Here is a 16,671-nt window from a genome sequence, read left to right on the forward strand (position 1 = left end):
ACTTGGCGCTTTTCCAAGTAACTCGCCGTAAGGGCGAAACCAATAGCAGCCGTTACCGCAGAAACGGATATGTACACATCATCCTCTTCTAAGCGGCGCCCTTTGCAAGGAAACCCTCGGGTATACTCCCGCGCTTTGTGATGCCCTGCTGGCGTCACGGCTGAAATGTGAAGCGTCATGCAATGCGCACTTACGATTTGTCAGTGCAGCCCGCGTGGTTCTGAACCAGCCTTGCAGGGATGTTTCGGTGATTTTTGGAGTTTTTATGCTCGAACAGGCTCAACGCGTCCTCAAGGACATCTTCGGCTACGACAGTTTCCGTGGCCGTCAGGGTGCAATCATTGAGCGCGTGGCCAGTGGCGGCGACGCCCTGGTGCTGATGCCTACCGGTGGCGGTAAATCCCTGTGCTTCCAGGTGCCGGCGCTGCTGCGCGAAGGGCTGGCGGTGGTGGTGTCGCCGCTGATCGCGCTGATGGACGACCAGGTCGCGACCCTCGAAGAATTGGGCGTCGCTGCCGCTGCGTTGAACTCCACGCTAAGCGCCGAGCAGCAGCGCGATCTCGCCGCGCGGATCAAGCGCGGTGAAGTGAAGATGCTCTACCTCGCGCCGGAACGTCTGGTCCAGCCACGCATGCTGGCCTTCCTGCAAAGCCTTGAAATTGCCCTGTTCGCCATCGACGAAGCCCACTGCGTGTCCCAATGGGGCCACGACTTCCGCCGCGAGTATCTGCAACTGGGCCAGTTGGCGGAACTGTTTCCCAATGTTCCACGCATCGCCCTGACCGCTACGGCGGACAAGCGTACTCGCGAAGAAATCGTCGATCGTTTGCACCTGCAGGATGCCGAGCGCTTCCTCTCCAGTTTCGACCGCCCGAACATTTTTTACCGCATCGTGCCCAAGGAGCAGCCGCGCAAACAGTTGTTGGCGTTCCTCGCGGAGCGGCGCAGCGATGCTGGCATTGTCTATTGCCTGTCACGCAAGAAAGTCGACGAAGTGGCGGTGTTCCTCAGTGAACAGGGTTTCCCGGCGCTGCCGTACCACGCCGGACTGCCTAACGAAACGCGAGCGCTGCACCAGAAGCGCTTCCTCAACGAGGAAGGCCTGATCATGGTTGCCACCGTGGCGTTCGGCATGGGCATCGACAAACCCAACGTACGTTTTGTTGCTCACCTCGATTTGCCGAAATCCCTCGAGGCTTACTACCAGGAAACCGGTCGCGGCGGCCGTGACGGTCTGCCGGCGGATGCCTGGATGGCTTACGGCCTGCAAGACGTGGTGATGCTCAAGCAGATGTTGCAGAACTCCGAAGGTGACGAGCGCCACAAGCGTCTGGAGCATCACAAGCTTGATGCCATGCTCTCGCTCTGCGAAGAAACCCGCTGCCGTCGTCAAACCTTGCTGGCCTACTTCGACGAAGACATGCCCGAGCCCTGCGGTCACTGCGACAACTGCGTTGACGGCGTGCAGACCTGGGACGCTACCGAACCGGCCCGTCAGGCGCTCTCGGCGATTTATCGCACCGGCCAGCGTTACGGCGTCGGGCATCTGGTGGATGTGTTGCTGGGCAAGGACAACGAAAAGGTCCGCAGCTTTGGCCATCAGCACCTGTCGGTATACGGTGTCGGCAAGGCGATGGGCGAAAGTGAGTGGCGCTCACTGTTTCGCCAATTGGTGGCTCGCGGTCTGGCCGACATCGATCTCGAAGGCTATGGCGGCCTGCGCCTGAGTGACACCTGCCGACCGCTGCTCAAGGGTGAAGTGACCCTGGAACTGCGTCGCGACCTCAAGCCGCAAACCACGGCGAAAAGCAGCAAGAGCCAGGCAAGCCAGCTGGTTCGCGGCGAAGAACGCGAACAGTGGGAAGCCTTGCGCGCCTTGCGCCGCAAGCTCGCCGAGGAACATGGGGTGCCACCGTACGTCATCTTCCCCGACTCGACCTTGCTGGAAATGCTCCGCAGCCAGCCGACCTCGCTGTCGGAAATGGCCACGGTCAGCGGTGTCGGTGCGCGCAAACTGGAGCGTTACGGCGAGGCCTTCCTCGAAGTCCTCGGCGGTCAGGTCGAGGCACCAAAAGTGGTGGCCGACGTGCGCCACGAATTGATAACGCTCGCGCGGGCCGGCATGACGCCGCTGCAAATCGCCGGTCAGCTGCAATGTTCGGAAAAGAATGTCTACACCATGCTCGCCGAGGCCATTGGCAAGCAGCAGTTGTCGCTGGAACAGGCGCTTGATCTGCCCGAAGACTTGATGGGGGAAGTGCAGGACGCGTTCCTCGACGGCGAGGGTGAGTTGCCGCCGGTGGCGGAGATTGCTGCGCTGTTCGCCGGTCGTGTGCCGGAAGGTGTTTTGTACTGCGTACGTGCCGCACTGCAATCGGAATTCGAGATCTGACGCTCAAATCCTGAAACGGTTGTATTGATGTAACGATTCAGTACAGAGCAAACCTTGCCTCAAGCCAAGGGTCATGCTTAGCTGACTAATAATTAGTTTTTCTCTATTTCAGTCTAACCATGAGTGTTTTATGCCGTTAACCGATCAACACCGCTTTGGCATGCAACTGGCCCAGATGTCGCGCGGCTGGCGTGCCGAACTGGACCGCCGTCTGGCCGGCCTGGGTTTGTCTCAGGCGCGCTGGCTGGTGCTGCTGCACCTCGCGCGTTTTGACGACGCCCCGACCCAACGTGAATTGGCGCAAAGCGTCGGCGTCGAAGGGCCCACCCTGGCACGACTGCTCGACAGCCTGGAAAGTCAGGGCCTGGTTCAGCGCCAGGCAGTACTGGAAGATCGCCGGGCAAAAAAAATCGTCCTCTGTGCACCGGCCCTTCCCCTGATCGAACAAATTGAAACCATTGCCACTCAACTGCGCCACGAGCTGTTCGACGGCGTCGATGAGGCGGATTTGAAGGTCTGCATGCGAGTCCACGGGCACATACTGGCCAACCTGGAAAAATCTTGAGGCATAAGCAAGCGCCGGCTTTTTGAGATACCCCGTTGGGCAGACTATAAAGAACTACCAGGCAATATCGTGTTCGTAACGGATGTGCGAACACGCACTGGTTGGTTCTGGTTATCTAAGGGATGCTCATGCTTGAGAGTTGGCACGTTGTATTGCGGTGTTGCGCCAGGCTGCTGCTGGCCGGTGGGTTTGTCAGCTACTCGGCATTGGCGCCTGCACTGGGCCTGGGTGAGATCACCCTGCATTCGGCGCTCAATCAACCGTTGCGTGCCGACATCGCCCTGGTGGATGCCGCCGGTCTGGAGGAGGGCGAGCTGTCGGTCAGCCTGGCGACGGCAGACGAGTTCAGCCGTGCTGGTGTCGAACGGCTTTTCTTTCTCAATGACCTGAAGTTCACACCGATCCTGCGGGGCAATCGCAGCCTGATCCGGGTGAGCTCCAACAAAGCGGTCAACGAACCCTTCCTGAATTTTCTCGTGCAACTGAACCAGCCGAACGGCCGTGTGCTGCGCGAGTACACCGTGCTGATCGATCCTCCGGGAACGCCGGGGATTACTCCGGTCACTGACGAACCCGCCGCCAGTTCACCGAACTCTCCATTCCCGAGCGTTACACCTGCCGTTGCGCCTCCACCCGTAGCGAAGAAAACCGCCCAGGCGAAGGTTGAGCCACCTGCCGCTGTACCGATGATTGATCCTGTCGCAGAACAGCTGGCTGCCAGCGTGCAGCAAAATCAGCAACTGCAAAAAACCGTCGATGAGTTGAATGCGAAGCTGCAGGCTCAAGACGAACAGATCGCCGGCCAAAAAAAACAGATCACCGAATTGCAAACCCGCCTGGCGGAGGTCCAGCAAGCACCGCCGGTCACGCCGCAAGCCATGGTGCCGGCCCCGGTCGTGGAACAAGAGCCCGAGGCGTTCAACTGGCCGCTGATTATCGGGTTGCTGGCGCTGCTGGGGCTGGTGCTGGGGCTGATTGTTCGTCGGCAACGACAGCAGATTCAGGCATTGCCCGAAGATCTCCCGGTTTTACCGTCGCGGCATGAACCGGTGCTTGATCGAACCGTAGCGCCAACTGTGAGGGCCGCCCCTGTCCATCACGAAGAGACGCCATCTGGCGATGTGCTGGAGGGTGTGGGCATCTACCTGACGTATGGGCGTTTTTCCGAAGCGGCGGCATTGTTGCGAGAAGCCCTGGTCAAGGAACCACAGCGCACGGATCTGGCGGTGCAACTGTTGGAAGTCCTCGGTAAACAAGGGGATGTGCCAGCCTATGATGCGCAGGAGAGCAGCTTGCGAGACGCGGGGTTCGATTCCCGGCAACTTCAGGAAATCCGTGCCCGCTACCCGAAACTGAACAGCGCGGTGCCCGAGGCTGCGACCAGCGTTATCACGACACCGGTAAAATCCGAAGCAGCGCCGGGCGATGAGTTCCAGTTGAACCTGGAGGACCTGTCGATGGATTCGAGTTGGGACCTGGTCAGTCCATTCGAAAACCCTAAACCCTCGGACGAATCGCCCAAACCCGAAGAGCCGACCCTGGGCGAGCCCGAGCTGGAATGGATCGCCGAACCGGATTCACAGTCTCTGGACGACGATTTTCTCAACGAATTCGCCGATGCAAGTCAGTCGCTTGAGCTTGTACCGCTGGGACCGAAACCGGTGGAACCGAGCAACGCAGGCAAACTGGAACAGGCTCAGACCTGCATCGATGACGGCGATCTGGACAGCGCCATCGAACTGCTGAACGAGTTGCTCAAGGACGGTGATGAGCCACTCAAACAGACTGCGCGGACGTTGTTGGCCGGTATCCGCTGACGCTCTATCATGGCGGTGCCCCTTGGCTCAGGAGTTTCGCCCGTCATGACCGCGCATAAACCGGAAATTGTCATCACTTACTGCACGCAATGCCAATGGCTGCTGCGTGCGGCGTGGTTGGCGCAAGAACTGCTCAGTACCTTTGGCGACGATTTGGGCAAGGTGTCGCTGGTGCCGGGCACCGGTGGCGTGTTTCACATTTTCTGTAACGATGTGCAGATCTGGGAGCGCAAGGCTGACGGCGGTTTTCCGGAGGCCAAGGTACTCAAGCAGCGGGTCCGCGATCAGATTGATCCGGACCGCGACCTGGGACACAACGACCGCACTCAGTGAGACGCGGCTTCGGCAGCAACCGCTTTCTTGCTTGAACCGCCGGAGAGCCTGCTGGACACGACAATCGCGACGATGATCAACGCGCCGCCGATCAGCATGCGCAGCGTCGGGTTTTCATTGAACAACAACCACGCCATGGTGATGCCGTACACCGGCTCCAGCGCAAACACCACGGCGGCGGTTCGTGCCTTGATCACCGCGAGGCTGGCGACGAACAGACTGTGAGCAACGCCGGTACAGAATATTCCCAGCAGGCCGATCCACAGCCAGTCAATGGTGCGCACTTCGCTCAGTTGCGGTGCCGCCACTGGCAGCAAACACAACGCGACCACTACGTTCTGACACAGCGCAGCCTGTACCGGCGGAATTCTCCCGGAACTGGCGCGGTTGGTCAGCGACAGCAACGCGAACAGCAGGCCAGAACCTACCGCCCACAACAGGCCGGTGGTGGCGCCGCTGGCCAGATCGAAGTCCGGCGTGACCAGCACCAACCCGACACTCACCAGCACCACCAGCAGGATCTCGTTGGCGCGAATTCGCTCACGGAAGATCAACCCTTCCAGGATCACGGTGAACGCCGGGAAACTGGCGAAACCGAGGGTCGCGATCGCCACGCCCGCCACCTTTACCGCAATGAAGAAACTCACCCAGTGTCCGGCCAGCAACAAACCGCTGAGCAGCAATCGGCGCCAGTCCACGGCGTCGAGTTTTTGCCAGCGGGTGTGGCTGGCGAACCGTGCGAAAAGGGCCAGGGCGAGTACGGCAAAGGCCGCGCGACCGAAGACAATAACGGCGGGGGAGGCGGCGGCGAGTTTGCCGAACACACCGGTCAGGCCAAACATCAATGCGCCGATATGCAGTGCGCCCAGGGCGGTACGGGGAGTCATTGCGATCCTTGATAAACATAACCAACAGAGGTGCAGTCTAGAGGGCTGTCGGTATGCCTGTCTGTCGTCAGGCTCGCATCATTTGTCGCCAGCCTCGCGCCGCAATTTGCCGGGTGAGACACCAAACTCCCGCAGCACCGCCGCTGAAAATGCACTTTGAGAGCTGTAGCCGACCCGACTCGCAATCTCGCCAACGGGCAATGCTGAATCGCGCAACATACTCACGGCCATGTGCAAGCGACGGCTGCGGATGTAGTCCATCGGCGTCTGCCCGCATTCAGCGACAAATCGCGCATGCAGCCGAGCACTGGACAGCCCGGCAATGCGCGCCAGATCGGCCACTTGCAACGGATAGGCCGCGTATTGATCGATGTGCGCATTCAATGCGGCGTACGGCAGACGCCGACCGCCCACCCCTTCGCTTTTGGCGTTGTTGAGGCTGGCCAGCAACAGTACCGCGCCTTGTTGCGCGATCAGCGGGTCGCTGACCTGACTGCCCGCCAGCCAACTGACCAATTGGCTTTGCCCGGCATCCAGCGGCAGGCGCCCGGCGTTGTCGAGCAAGCGGCGGCTGGCATCGGCGTGCTCGCCAAGGGACTGAACCACCCATTGATCGCTCGGCACATCCAGCACCAGGCAGCGGCTGCCATTGGCGCTGCCGCACGCATGATGGAAGCCGGACGGGACGACCACGAAACTCTGCTGAACCACCTGGCTGCCATGCCCGTCGACCTCGAAATCCAGCGCACCCGACAACCCGAACACCAGTTGCGCGTGGTCGTGGCTGTGGACGATCAGGTCGTGAGTGTATTGGCGCAGCGTGAGGATCGGTCTCATCGCAGGTCTCCCGATTAAGGCTGCCAGTCTACACCGAGGGCGTTCATGTGCGTTGTCACAGGACTGACTTGTCCCTGTCATGGGCAATTAACCCGACCGGCGCAAGCTTGCGCAAACAATCGCAGAGGGTTGCCCATGACCAGCGCCGAGCTCGCCAAACCCAGTCGTAAGCAACGTGTGCGGACCTTGTGGATTTCCGATGTGCATCTGGGCACCCGGGATTGCCAGGCCGAGCACTTGTCGCAGTTTCTCAAGGGCTACCACGCGGACAAGATCTACCTGGTCGGCGACATCATCGATGGCTGGAAGCTGCGCGGCGGCATGTACTGGCCTCAGGCGCACACCAACGTGATCCGTCGTTTGTTGACCATGAGCAAGCGCGGCACTGAGGTGATTTATGTCACCGGCAACCACGACGAATTCCTGCGCCGTTACTCGAAGCTGATTCTGGGCAACATCCAGTTGGTGGACGAAGCCGTGCACGTGACCGCCGACGGCCGTCATTTGCTGGTGATTCACGGCGACCAGTTTGACGTGATTACCCGCTATCACCGCTGGCTGGCGTTCCTCGGCGACTCGGCCTACGAATTCACCCTGACCCTCAACCGCTGGCTCAACCATTGGCGTGCCCGGTATGGCTATGGTTACTGGTCGCTGTCGGCGTACCTCAAGCACAAAGTGAAAACCGCGGTCAGCTTCATCAGCGACTTCGAAGAAGCCATCGCCCACGAATGCGTCAAACGCGAATTGCACGGCGTGGTGTGCGGGCACATTCACCATGCCGAGATTCGCAAGGTCGGCGAGGTGGATTACCTCAATTGCGGGGATTGGGTGGAGTCGTGTACGGCGCTGATCGAGCATTGGGATGGATCGATCGAGTTGTACCGGTTGGCGGATGCCCAGGCGCGGGAGGCGGAGTTGAAGGCCATCAAAGTCGCCGAACCCGCGTAGGCAGGTCAGACGCCTTCGCGGGCAAGCCTCGCTCCTACAGGGCCAGCGCAAGCCTGTAGGAGCGAGGCTTGCCCGCGAAGGGGCCAGGCCTGACACCGCAGATCGATCAGGCCGGCGCGTGTTCTTGCATCGCCGCCCTGTAAATCGAGTTCTTCGGATGAGCAAACAACCGCTCCATCATCGGCTCGAAGAAGCTCAGCGGTAACGTTTCATACTCGGGATCAAACGCCGCCGCATCATACTTCGCGCAAAACTCGATGGTCGCCTGATACTGAGGATGCCCGCTAAATTGCTCGCGTAAATGCCGGTCCATCCCCAAGTGATGGAAAAAGTAGTACCCCTGGAAAATCCCGTGTTTCTCCACCATCCACACATTCTCGGCGCTGACAAATGGCTTGAGGATCGCCGCCGCGATGTCCGGGTGGTTGTAGGAGCCCAACGTGTCACCGATGTCGTGAAGCAGGGCGCACACCACGTACTCTTCGTCGCGGCCATCGCGCCAGGCGCGGCTGGCGGTTTGCAGGGAGTGGGTCAGGCGATCCACCGGGAACCCGCCAAAATCACCCTCCAGCAGTTTCAGGTGCGCCATGATCCGTTGTGGTAATTGCCTCGCGTAGGCACTGAAGTCGGCGGCGATGATCGCCCAGTCTTCCTGCGTGCCGTCCTGCATGTGGGTGAAGCGGGCATTGGCATTCATCGGCTAGTCTCTCTTTGCTTTTCTATAGCGGCTGCGCCTAGAACGGTACGCGGCCCAGAATCATGTCGCGAAACATCACAAAATCGCCGAGCAGGCTGTAAAACGGATGTTGAAAGGTTGCAGGACGATTCTTTTCAAAGAAGAAATGCCCGACCCAGGCGAAGCTGTAGCCCGCCAGCGGAACGGCCAGCAGCATCGACCAGGCACCTTTGCCGATGGTCAGCGCCAGAATGCAAATAACCAGCGTCGTGCCAATAAAGTGCAATCGTCGGCAGGTACTGTTGCTGTGTTCGCTGAGGTAATACGGGTAAAACTCAGCGAAGCTGTTGAAACGTCTGATGTTTTCCACGACTGCGATCTCTGTGGTTATTGTTCTGACTGCAAGTTGTTCTGCGGGTAGCTTATTTGAGTCTAGAGTGATCATTGGCATCAGCCAGTGACAATGGGCGCCACTTTAGTATCCTTCGGAAATTGGCCGTAGCATGCGGCTCATCATGTAAGTAAACGCCATGAGCGAACGAACGACTTCTGCAAGCTGGGCGATGGGGATTGTCAAAGCACTGGAGATGGACGGCCTGGATTGCCGGGTTCTGTTCAAGCAGCTGGGGCTCGACTACGCGTCACTGGACGATCCGGATGCGCGCTTCCCGCAAGATTCCATGACACGCCTGTGGCAGCGCGCGGTCGAGCTGTCCGGTAACCCGGCGATTGGCCTGAACATGGGCAAGGTAGTACGACCGGCGTCATTCCACGTGGCTGGGTACGCCTTGATGTCGAGTCAGACCCTGGCCGAAGGCTTTCAGCGCCTGGTGCGTTATCAGCGGATCATCGCCGAAAGTGCCGACCTGAGTTTCCGTCTGCTGGATGAGGGGTATGCCCTGATTCTGACGGTCCACGGCGACCATCTGCCGCCGACCCGACAAAGTGCCGAAGCCTCGCTGGCCTGCGCGCTGGCGCTGTGCGGCTGGCTGACCGGGCGCACCCTGCAACCGCGCAAGGTGTTGGTGCAGGGCGAACAGCCCGTCGATCTCGAACCGTATAAACAAGCCTTCCATGCGCCGCTGGTGTTCAACGCGCCTTATGACGCGCTGATTTTCGAGCGCGCCGACATGGAAGCACCGCTGCCAACCGCCAATGAGGCCATGGCGCTGCTGCATGACCGCTTTGCCGGGGAATACCTGGCGCGCTTTTCCGAAAGCCGCGTGACCCACAAGGCCCGTCAGGTGTTGTGCCGTTTACTGCCTCAGGGCGAACCCAAGCGCGATACCGTGGCGCAGACGCTGCACTTGTCGCAACGGACGTTGCAGCGACGCTTGCAGGAAGAGGGCACGAGTTTTCAGACGCTGCTCGATGACACCCGGCGCGAACTGGCCGAGCAGTATCTGGCGCAACCGAGCATGACCCTGCTGGAAATTGCCTACCTGTTGGGGTTCGCCGATCCGAGCAATTTCTTCCGCGCCTTCCGACGCTGGTTCGATGCCACCCCCGGCGAGTACCGGGTGCGGCTGATGGATGCGCCGAACCAGGTCAGTGACGCCAGAACGCCGGAATACACAGAACAAACACCGTAATGATCTCCAGTCGGCCGAGCAGCATGCCGAACGACAGAATCCACTTGGCGGCATCCGGAAGGGTGGCGAAGTTGCCCGCCGGGCCAATGGTTTCGCCCAGTCCCGGGCCTACCCCGGAAACGGTGCTGGCGGCGCCGGTCAGCGCGGTCATCCAGTCGACGCCGAGCAGCGACAGCAGCAGGGCGATCACACAGATGGTAATGGTGAAGAAGAACGAAAAGGTCAGGATCGAACGCACGATCTCTTCGTCGAGGCGATGGCCGTTGTACTTCTGCTTGATCACCGCGCGCGGGTGAATCAACTGGTTAAGGTTGGCCTTGAGCAGAATGTAGGCGACCTGGAAACGGAAAATCTTGATCCCGCCTGCAGTTGATCCCGAACAACCGCCGACGAACCCCAGATAAAAAAACAGCATCAGCGAGAAATTGCCCCACAGGCTGTAGTCCCCGAGTGCGAAACCGGTGGTGGTCACCACCGACGTCACGTTCAGCGCCACATGCCGTAGCGCGTCCAGCCAATGCAACTGAGTGGTCCACCAGTACCAGGTGGTGAGCACCAGCCACGTCACCAGCAACATGCCGAGCAAACCTTGAACCTGTTCATCCTTGATCAGCGCCTTGCGGTTGCCACGCAACGTTGCCACGTACAGGGTGAACGGCAGGCTGCCGAGAATCATGATGACAATCGCCACCCAGTGCACCGCCGGTTGCGTCCATTTGGCCAGTGACTGGTCGGACGTGGAGAAACCGCCGGTGGAAATCGCCGACATCGCGTGGTTGATCGCATCGAACGGGCTCATCCCGGCCCACCAGAACGCCAGGCTGCCGAAAATGGTGATGCCGACGTAGGCTGCTACGATCAAACGCGCCACCATGTGCGAACGGGGCATGACTTTTTCGGAACGGTCCGACGACTCGGTCTGAAACAGCCGCATGCCACCGATACGCAGCAACGGCAGAATCGCGACGGCCATGCCGATAAAGCCGATGCCACCGATCCAGTGCAGCAACGAGCGCCACATCAGGATGCCGGGGGACATGTCATCGAGGTGATTGAGCACCGTTGAGCCGGTGGCCGTAATCCCTGACATGCTTTCGAAGAATGAGTCGGTGTAGCTGATGTGCTGGGTCAACAGGAATGGCAGCGCCGCGAAGATGCACACCACCAGCCAGCTGCTGACGGTCAGCAGGTACATGTCCCGCGGGCGCAAGTGCACGTGCTCGGGGCGGCCGGGGATCACCAGCGCCAGGCCGGCGACAAAGGTGATCATGCTGGCCCAGAGGAACGACGGCAGATCGCCGGTGCGATCGAAAATCAACAGGGTGGCCATGGGCACGACCATGGCGATCGCCAGCGTGATCAGGAAGAGGCCGATGATGAAACCAATGAGACGTAAGGTCGGCAACGCCATGAAGTCCGCTCGGGCTGAAAGTAGGAAGGGCGCCATTCTACCCGTGGGGCAGGGCATGTAAACCGGCATCCCCGTGGCACTTGCAGCTAGAATAGCCGGACATTTTTTTCAGGAGGTGGCCGATGCAGGCTCTCGACGCTTTGCTCAACCGTGTTTCCGTTCCACGACTGATCGACCCGGCCCCTACCGCCGAGCAGCGCGAAGTGCTGTTTAACGCCGCGATGCGTGCGCCGGATCACGGCCACTTGCAGCCTTGGCGCTTCCTGACAGTCGAAGGCGCAGCGCGCGAGCAAATGGGCGAGTTGCTGGCCGAAGCCGCGAAACTGCAGGACAGCGAAGCGTCCGAAGCGGTGCTGGACAAGGCCCGCAATGGTCCGCTGCGCGCACCGTTGGTGGTCGTGGTGATCGCGCGGTTGCAGGATCACGTCAAGTATCCGAAGTCCGAGCAGTTGCTCGCGGCCGGCTGTGCGGCGCACGGGATTCTGCTGGCAGCCTATGCGCAAGGTATTGGCGCGGTCTGGCGCACCGGTGAGCTGGCGTATTCGGCGCATGTGGCCAAGGGCTTGGGGTTGGCTGAAGGGGAAGAGGTGATTGCTTTCCTGTACCTGGGCACGCCGCTGAAAGAACCGCGTGTTGCAGAGAAAGTCGATCTGGCTGAATTCGTCAGCGTCTGGCCTTCCAAACCCTAAGATCAAATGCTTCGCGGGCAAGCCTCGCTCCTACAGGGTTAGGTGTCGTGCCACAGCATTGTGACTGACATAAACCTGTAGGAGCGAGGCTTGCCCGCGAAGCTTTTAGGGTTGGACGACAGCCCCGGGCACTAAAGGTAATTCCAGACTGGCAATGAACCCGCCATCCGGATGATTGGCCAACACCAGACTCCCGCCATGCCGCTCCGCCGCCCGGCGTGCAATCGCCAATCCCAAACCATGCCCCGCTGCCGTTTGCCCCGGCGCCCGATAAAACGGCTCACCCAACTGGCTCAAATGCTCGGTGTCGACCCCCGGCCCATGGTCACGCACGCTCACCACAATCCGCTCACCCTGACGCACTGCCTGCATTTCAATCGATTGCCCCACCGGGTTGAAGCGCTGGGCGTTGCGCAGCAGGTTGTCCACGGCGCGCTCGATCATCGTCGGCCAGCCTTTGAGATTCAGTTGCGGTTCTGCGTCGAGGCGAACGTTCTGCTCCGGCGAACCCAGTTGCGCATCCTTTTGCAGCGAGTTGAGCAGCGCATTCAGATCAACGTCTTCTGCGCTGGCGTTGTCGGCATCGACCCGTGCCAGTACCAGGATCTCGCTGATCAGCGCTTCGAGGCGGTCGCACTCGCGGGTCAGGCGCGGCCAGAGTTTTTCCCGTTCTTCTGGGTTGGCCCGTTCGGCCAGTGCCAGCGCTATGCGCAACCGGGCAAGCGGTGAGCGCAATTCGTGGGACACATCGCGCAGCAATTGGCGCTGACTGCCGATCAGGCTTTGCAGCCGTGAGCCCATGCGGTTGAAATCGTTGGCGAGCACGCCGAACTCATCGCGACGGTTGGCCAGTTTCACCAGGCTGTTCTGTTGATAGGTGGTTTGCCCCAGATCATGCACCGCGCCGCGCAAGCGGCTTAGCGGTCGGGTGATGGACAGGGTCACGAACAGGCTGAACAGGGTCAGCACCACGAGCGCGATGCCCAGCGCACTCAGTGGCCAGAGCAGGCTTTCGCGGTGCCATGAGTCCAGCTCCGGGTGCGGAATACGATAAATCAGCAGGTAGGTGTCGCCGGTTTTTTCACTGGTGTACTCGGCGGTCAGACGCCGCCACGGCAGGCGTCGGTCATCGTTGTTCTGCCGTGCTTCGAAGGCGGCGGCGCGGCGCGGAAAGGTGCCGCGAACGAGCGGGTCACCGCTTTCGTTGAGCACCTGAACGTCGATGTGATACTGGCGTTTGCGCTGTTCGAGAATGTCCTGGGCGGCCTCTTCGCCCTGGGCTTCGTAGGTTTGCGTCCATTCTTCGGGCAGGGTATTGAGGCCCGGGTGGCGACTGAGAATCCACGCGTCCTGGTTGAGCATGTGCCCGAGCAGAATGGACAACCCTGCCACCAGAGCGATGGCCAGCCAGAAGCTGGCCAGGATACGCCAGAACAATGAGCGCACAGAAAATCCTCAAGCTGACTGAATTCCATGTGGGAGCGAGCCTGCTCGCGATGGCGGTGTGTCAGTCAAAGTAACTTGGTCTGATACACCGCTTTCGCGAGCAGGCTCGCTCCCACATTGAACAGGGTGGTATCAGACCCAACGGTGTACAGCCGTTGGGTCCGGGGTCAGCGCATTATTGCGCTTTTTGCGGTTGTTGCGCTTTCCAGGCCTTGAACTCGGCCCATTCGGCGCGGCGCTCAGCCTGTTTTTTCTGGATCTCGTCGAATTGCTTCTGTTGATCCGGTTTCAGCAGGGCGCGCACATCGGCCTCGGCTTTCTTGTGGTTGGCGGCCATTTCATCTTTCATGGCTTTCTGGTCCGCCGGCGAGAGTTTTTCCAGGTACTTGTCGACCACTTGCTTACGCTCGTGCATCTGCTCGCCCATGATCTTGCGGATCTGCTCGCGCTGTTCGCGGCTCAGGTCCAGTTGGCTGTACGGGCCCTTGCCGTGCATGCCGTGCATCTGACCGCCGTGGCGCGAGCCGTCCATCGAACCACCCATCGGGCCGGCGCCTTCAGGCATGGCCATGGCAACGGTTGGCAGGGCGGCAGCGAACATCAGAGCGATAAGAGTCTTGCGCATGGTGAATCTCCTTGTCTCGTTCCCGGTACGTTCCGGATGAGTACAGATTACGCAGATCAAGGTCAGCGGCGGTCAGCGGAGCGTAAAGCTTGGGTAAAGACGGTTTGGCATCCACCTGACACAACACCAAACCTGTAGGAGCCGGCTTGCCGGCGATTCAGACAACGCGGTGTGTCAGGTAAGCCGCCATCGCCGGCAAGCCAGCTCCTACAGGAGGTTGTATTCACCGACCCTGTAGGAGCCGGCTTGCCGGCGATGCAGACGACGCGGTCATCGCTGGGGATCAGAGGCTGTAGTAATAGCCACGGCTGCGCAGGGCGACGATGCGCGGGCGGCCGTCGGGGTGGGGACCGATCTTTTTGCGCAGGTTGCTGACGTGCATGTCCAGGCTGCGGTCGTACAGGGTGAGCTTGCGACCGAGGGCGATCTGCGCCAGTTCCTGTTTGTCCAGCGGCTCGCCCGGCTGCTTGAGCAAGGCTTCGAGCAAGCGGCTTTCGGAGACGGTGAGGGTGAATTCCTGTTCATCGATGCTGACCACGCCGCGCACCGGGCTGAAACACAGATCGCCCAGTTCAAGCTGGCTGGACACCGCCGCAGGATGACTGCGGCGCAAGACGGCGCGCAGGCGGGCGGTCAGTTCCCGTGGATCGCACGGTTTGGCCAGGTAATCGTCGGCGCCGAGTTCCAGGCCCAGGATGCGGTCCAGAGGTTCGCCGCGGGCCGAGAGCATCAGCACCGGCAATTCCGGATGGTCGCTGCGCAATTGCTTGAGCAGTTCCAGGCCGCTGCCGTCCGGCAGCATCACATCCAGCACCACCGCCGCCGGGGACGTTTCGGCCAGCGCGCGACGAGCACTCTGACCGTCGTGGCAAGCCCGGACATGAAAGCCTTCCTGGCTCAGCCAACTGACCAGAAGCTCACACAGCTCCTGATCGTCATCAATTAATAACAGCTCGCTCATGACTCACTCAATTTAGCCATTGTCGACGTTTTCGACTTGCACCACTGGCGAAGATACCGCAGAGCAGGGCCAATAGCGCAACTCCTGCGCCGATCACGAACCATTGCTGCTGGTCTGTCAAAAAGCGCGGCAGCGGACTGCTGGCCTGGGCTTCCTTGAGTTGCAGCTTCAGACGCTGATTCTCCTGGCGCAACCGGCTCAGCTGAGGGCTTTCGCGTTCGGCATCTGCACTTTGCAGTTGTTTGCTCAGTTCTTCTCGTTGCTGTTCGCTCACCTTCAAGCGTTGCTGCAACTCGCTGATCTGGCTCCCGGCGCTCAAGGACAGAGGCGTCGAACTACCACCGGCGGCACTTTCTTCACCGTGGGCGGGCGCCACGATCGACAACGTGACCAACATCAGACACAACGGACCTTTGCGCATCGGAGCTCCTGAATCCAATCGATTATTGGGCAGGTTGTCGGCAGGCAAACGAGAATAATGAGCGATTGAGAGCGCGATGAACCGGGAAGGTTCATCGCACGGGGGGATTTTACGGGAGGACTTGCTTGAACGGCTTGACCAAAACGTTGGCGTAGACGCCTGCAGCGATGTACGGGTCGGCGTCGGCCCAAGCCTGGGCGGCGCTCAGGGAATCGAATTCGGCGACGATCAGGCTGCCGGTGAAACCCGCAGCGCCCGGGTCATTGCTGTCGACTGCCGGGTGTGGGCCGGCCAATACGATACGACCTTCACCTTTGAGCACTTGCAGGCGCTCAAGGTGTGCAGGCCGTGCGGCCAGGCGGGCTTCCAGGGAATTGGCGACGTCTGTGGCAATGATTGCGTAAAGCATGTCAGTCCTCGGTTTTTGGCGTGGTGGTATCGGCGTCGTGCAGGTGGCGGGACAGGTAAATACCCTGAGCGACCAGGAACAACAGCGTCATGCCCAGGCTGCCGAAGACTTTGAAGTCGACCCAGTATTCCTGAAACGTGAACGCGACAAACAGGTTGGCGGCACCGCAGAACAGGAAAAATGCGATCCAGGCGATGTTCAGGCGAGTCCAGACCTGGTCCGGCAGGGTCAGTGCGTGGCCCATGATGCGCTTGATCAGCAGCTGGTCACCGATGAAGTGGCTGCCGATGAACGCCAGGGCAAACAGCCAGTTGACCACCGGGGCTTTCCATTTCAGGAAGGTCTCGCTGTGGAACGCCAGTGTCAGGCTACCGAAGACCAGGCACGCGATAAGCGTCAGCCATTGGCTTTTTTCCAGCTTGCGCTGCTTGATGAAGAGCGTGCCGTACACCACCAGGGAGCTGATGATCAGCATTGCCGTGGCGCTGTAAATACCGCCTACAGTCACTGGATGACCGGCGATGTCGACGACCCGTGGATCGATTTTGAATACGATGAAAAACAGCAGGAGCGGGATGAAATCGATGAATTGTTTCACAGTGGCAGCCAGAAGCAGGATGTGGCGGCATAATAACAAACATATGGGCGCGCGATAGCGC

18 protein-coding genes are annotated in these 16,671 nt (G+C 60.2%); 7 read left to right on the top strand and 11 right to left on the bottom strand.

Annotation, left to right across the window (positions count from 1 at the left end; genetic code table 11):
* Nucleotides 1–265: 265 nt before the first annotated feature.
* The 4 genes from recQ to KGB25_RS12585 all read left to right on the top strand — a co-directional run bounded on the left by recQ (nucleotide 266) and on the right by KGB25_RS12585 (nucleotide 5,107).
* Nucleotides 266–2,392, top strand: coding sequence for a DNA helicase RecQ (gene recQ, locus KGB25_RS12570; RefSeq protein WP_008043638.1), 2,127 nt, complete (start codon nucleotides 266–268; stop codon nucleotides 2,390–2,392).
* Between the two features lie 130 nt (nucleotides 2,393–2,522).
* Nucleotides 2,523–2,957 (top strand): MarR family transcriptional regulator, encoded by a 435-nt coding sequence (locus KGB25_RS12575; RefSeq protein ID WP_008030423.1) that lies wholly within the window; start codon nucleotides 2,523–2,525, stop codon nucleotides 2,955–2,957.
* 128 nt (nucleotides 2,958–3,085) lie between these two features.
* Entirely contained in the window at nucleotides 3,086–4,774 is a 1,689-nt protein-coding gene (locus KGB25_RS12580; protein WP_223435083.1) for a FimV/HubP family polar landmark protein, read from the top strand.
* Nucleotides 4,775–4,819: 45 nt separating this feature from the next.
* On the top strand, nucleotides 4,820–5,107 hold the full coding sequence (locus KGB25_RS12585; RefSeq protein WP_008030428.1) for a SelT/SelW/SelH family protein: 288 nt from the start codon (nucleotides 4,820–4,822) through the stop codon (nucleotides 5,105–5,107).
* On the opposite strand, the gene KGB25_RS12590 is transcribed toward KGB25_RS12585, so the two are convergent.
* Together KGB25_RS12590 and KGB25_RS12595 are read right to left on the bottom strand one after the other, a co-directional pair.
* Complete coding sequence (locus tag KGB25_RS12590) at nucleotides 5,101–5,994, bottom strand: DMT family transporter (RefSeq protein ID WP_008043640.1); 894 nt, start codon at nucleotides 5,992–5,994, stop codon at nucleotides 5,101–5,103. The two genes, KGB25_RS12585 and KGB25_RS12590, sit on opposite strands and share 7 nt — an antisense overlap.
* Before the next feature lie 78 nt (nucleotides 5,995–6,072).
* Nucleotides 6,073–6,831, bottom strand: coding sequence for a helix-turn-helix transcriptional regulator (locus tag KGB25_RS12595; RefSeq protein ID WP_008030432.1), 759 nt, complete (start codon nucleotides 6,829–6,831; stop codon nucleotides 6,073–6,075).
* Between the two features lie 135 nt (nucleotides 6,832–6,966).
* Between KGB25_RS12595 and KGB25_RS12600 the strand changes: the two genes are divergently transcribed.
* Nucleotides 6,967–7,782 carry a UDP-2,3-diacylglucosamine diphosphatase gene (locus tag KGB25_RS12600; protein WP_008030433.1) on the top strand — a complete coding sequence of 272 codons (816 nt, stop codon included), beginning with the start codon at nucleotides 6,967–6,969 and terminating at the stop codon, nucleotides 7,780–7,782.
* 106 nt (nucleotides 7,783–7,888) lie between these two features.
* Here the strand turns inward: KGB25_RS12600 and KGB25_RS12605 are convergent, their stop codons facing one another.
* On the bottom strand, nucleotides 7,889–8,479 hold the full coding sequence (locus KGB25_RS12605) for an HD domain-containing protein (protein ID WP_008030435.1): 591 nt from the start codon (nucleotides 8,477–8,479) through the stop codon (nucleotides 7,889–7,891).
* 37 nt (nucleotides 8,480–8,516) lie between these two features.
* Nucleotides 8,517–8,828 carry a DUF962 domain-containing protein gene (locus KGB25_RS12610; protein WP_207285395.1) on the bottom strand — a complete coding sequence of 104 codons (312 nt, stop codon included), beginning with the start codon at nucleotides 8,826–8,828 and terminating at the stop codon, nucleotides 8,517–8,519.
* A gap of 160 nt (nucleotides 8,829–8,988) precedes the next feature.
* On the opposite strand from KGB25_RS12610, the gene KGB25_RS12615 reads away from it, so the two are divergent.
* Nucleotides 8,989–10,050 (top strand): AraC family transcriptional regulator, encoded by a 1,062-nt coding sequence (locus KGB25_RS12615; RefSeq protein WP_202949139.1) that lies wholly within the window; start codon nucleotides 8,989–8,991, stop codon nucleotides 10,048–10,050.
* Here the strand turns inward: KGB25_RS12615 and KGB25_RS12620 are convergent.
* Nucleotides 10,007–11,461 carry a TrkH family potassium uptake protein gene (locus KGB25_RS12620; protein ID WP_008030441.1) on the bottom strand — a complete coding sequence of 485 codons (1,455 nt, stop codon included), beginning with the start codon at nucleotides 11,459–11,461 and terminating at the stop codon, nucleotides 10,007–10,009. The two genes, KGB25_RS12615 and KGB25_RS12620, sit on opposite strands and share 44 nt — an antisense overlap.
* Before the next feature lie 122 nt (nucleotides 11,462–11,583).
* Here KGB25_RS12620 and KGB25_RS12625 point away from each other — a divergent pair, with 122 nt between their 5' ends.
* Nucleotides 11,584–12,150: an NAD(P)H nitroreductase gene (locus KGB25_RS12625; RefSeq protein WP_223435084.1), complete on the top strand. Its 567-nt coding sequence runs from the start codon at nucleotides 11,584–11,586 to the stop codon at nucleotides 12,148–12,150.
* Nucleotides 12,151–12,255: 105 nt separating this feature from the next.
* On the opposite strand, the gene KGB25_RS12630 is transcribed toward KGB25_RS12625, so the two are convergent.
* From KGB25_RS12630 to KGB25_RS12655, 6 genes are all read right to left on the bottom strand, one after another.
* The gene (locus KGB25_RS12630) at nucleotides 12,256–13,596 is read right to left on the bottom strand and encodes a sensor histidine kinase (RefSeq protein ID WP_223435085.1); all 1,341 of its coding nucleotides are present in this window, start codon (nucleotides 13,594–13,596) and stop codon (nucleotides 12,256–12,258) included.
* Nucleotides 13,597–13,771: 175 nt separating this feature from the next.
* On the bottom strand, nucleotides 13,772–14,221 hold the full coding sequence (locus KGB25_RS12635) for a hypothetical protein (RefSeq protein WP_008030449.1): 450 nt from the start codon (nucleotides 14,219–14,221) through the stop codon (nucleotides 13,772–13,774).
* A gap of 283 nt (nucleotides 14,222–14,504) precedes the next feature.
* On the bottom strand, nucleotides 14,505–15,182 hold the full coding sequence (locus KGB25_RS12640; protein WP_008030451.1) for a response regulator transcription factor: 678 nt from the start codon (nucleotides 15,180–15,182) through the stop codon (nucleotides 14,505–14,507).
* A 7-nt stretch (nucleotides 15,183–15,189) separates the two neighbouring features.
* Complete coding sequence (locus KGB25_RS12645) at nucleotides 15,190–15,603, bottom strand: hypothetical protein (RefSeq protein ID WP_008042694.1); 414 nt, start codon at nucleotides 15,601–15,603, stop codon at nucleotides 15,190–15,192.
* A 109-nt stretch (nucleotides 15,604–15,712) separates the two neighbouring features.
* Nucleotides 15,713–16,012, bottom strand: a complete 300-nt coding sequence (locus tag KGB25_RS12650) for a YciI family protein (protein WP_007984134.1) — start codon at nucleotides 16,010–16,012, stop codon at nucleotides 15,713–15,715.
* A 1-nt stretch (nucleotide 16,013) separates the two neighbouring features.
* The gene (locus KGB25_RS12655) at nucleotides 16,014–16,610 is read right to left on the bottom strand and encodes a septation protein A (RefSeq protein ID WP_008042693.1); all 597 of its coding nucleotides are present in this window, start codon (nucleotides 16,608–16,610) and stop codon (nucleotides 16,014–16,016) included.
* Between the last annotated feature and the right edge of the window lie 61 nt (nucleotides 16,611–16,671).

It is taken from the genome of Pseudomonas sp. BF-RE-21 (assembly GCF_019947305.1).
In the GTDB taxonomy this organism is placed as follows: Bacteria; Pseudomonadota; Gammaproteobacteria; order Pseudomonadales; family Pseudomonadaceae; genus Aquipseudomonas; species Aquipseudomonas migulae.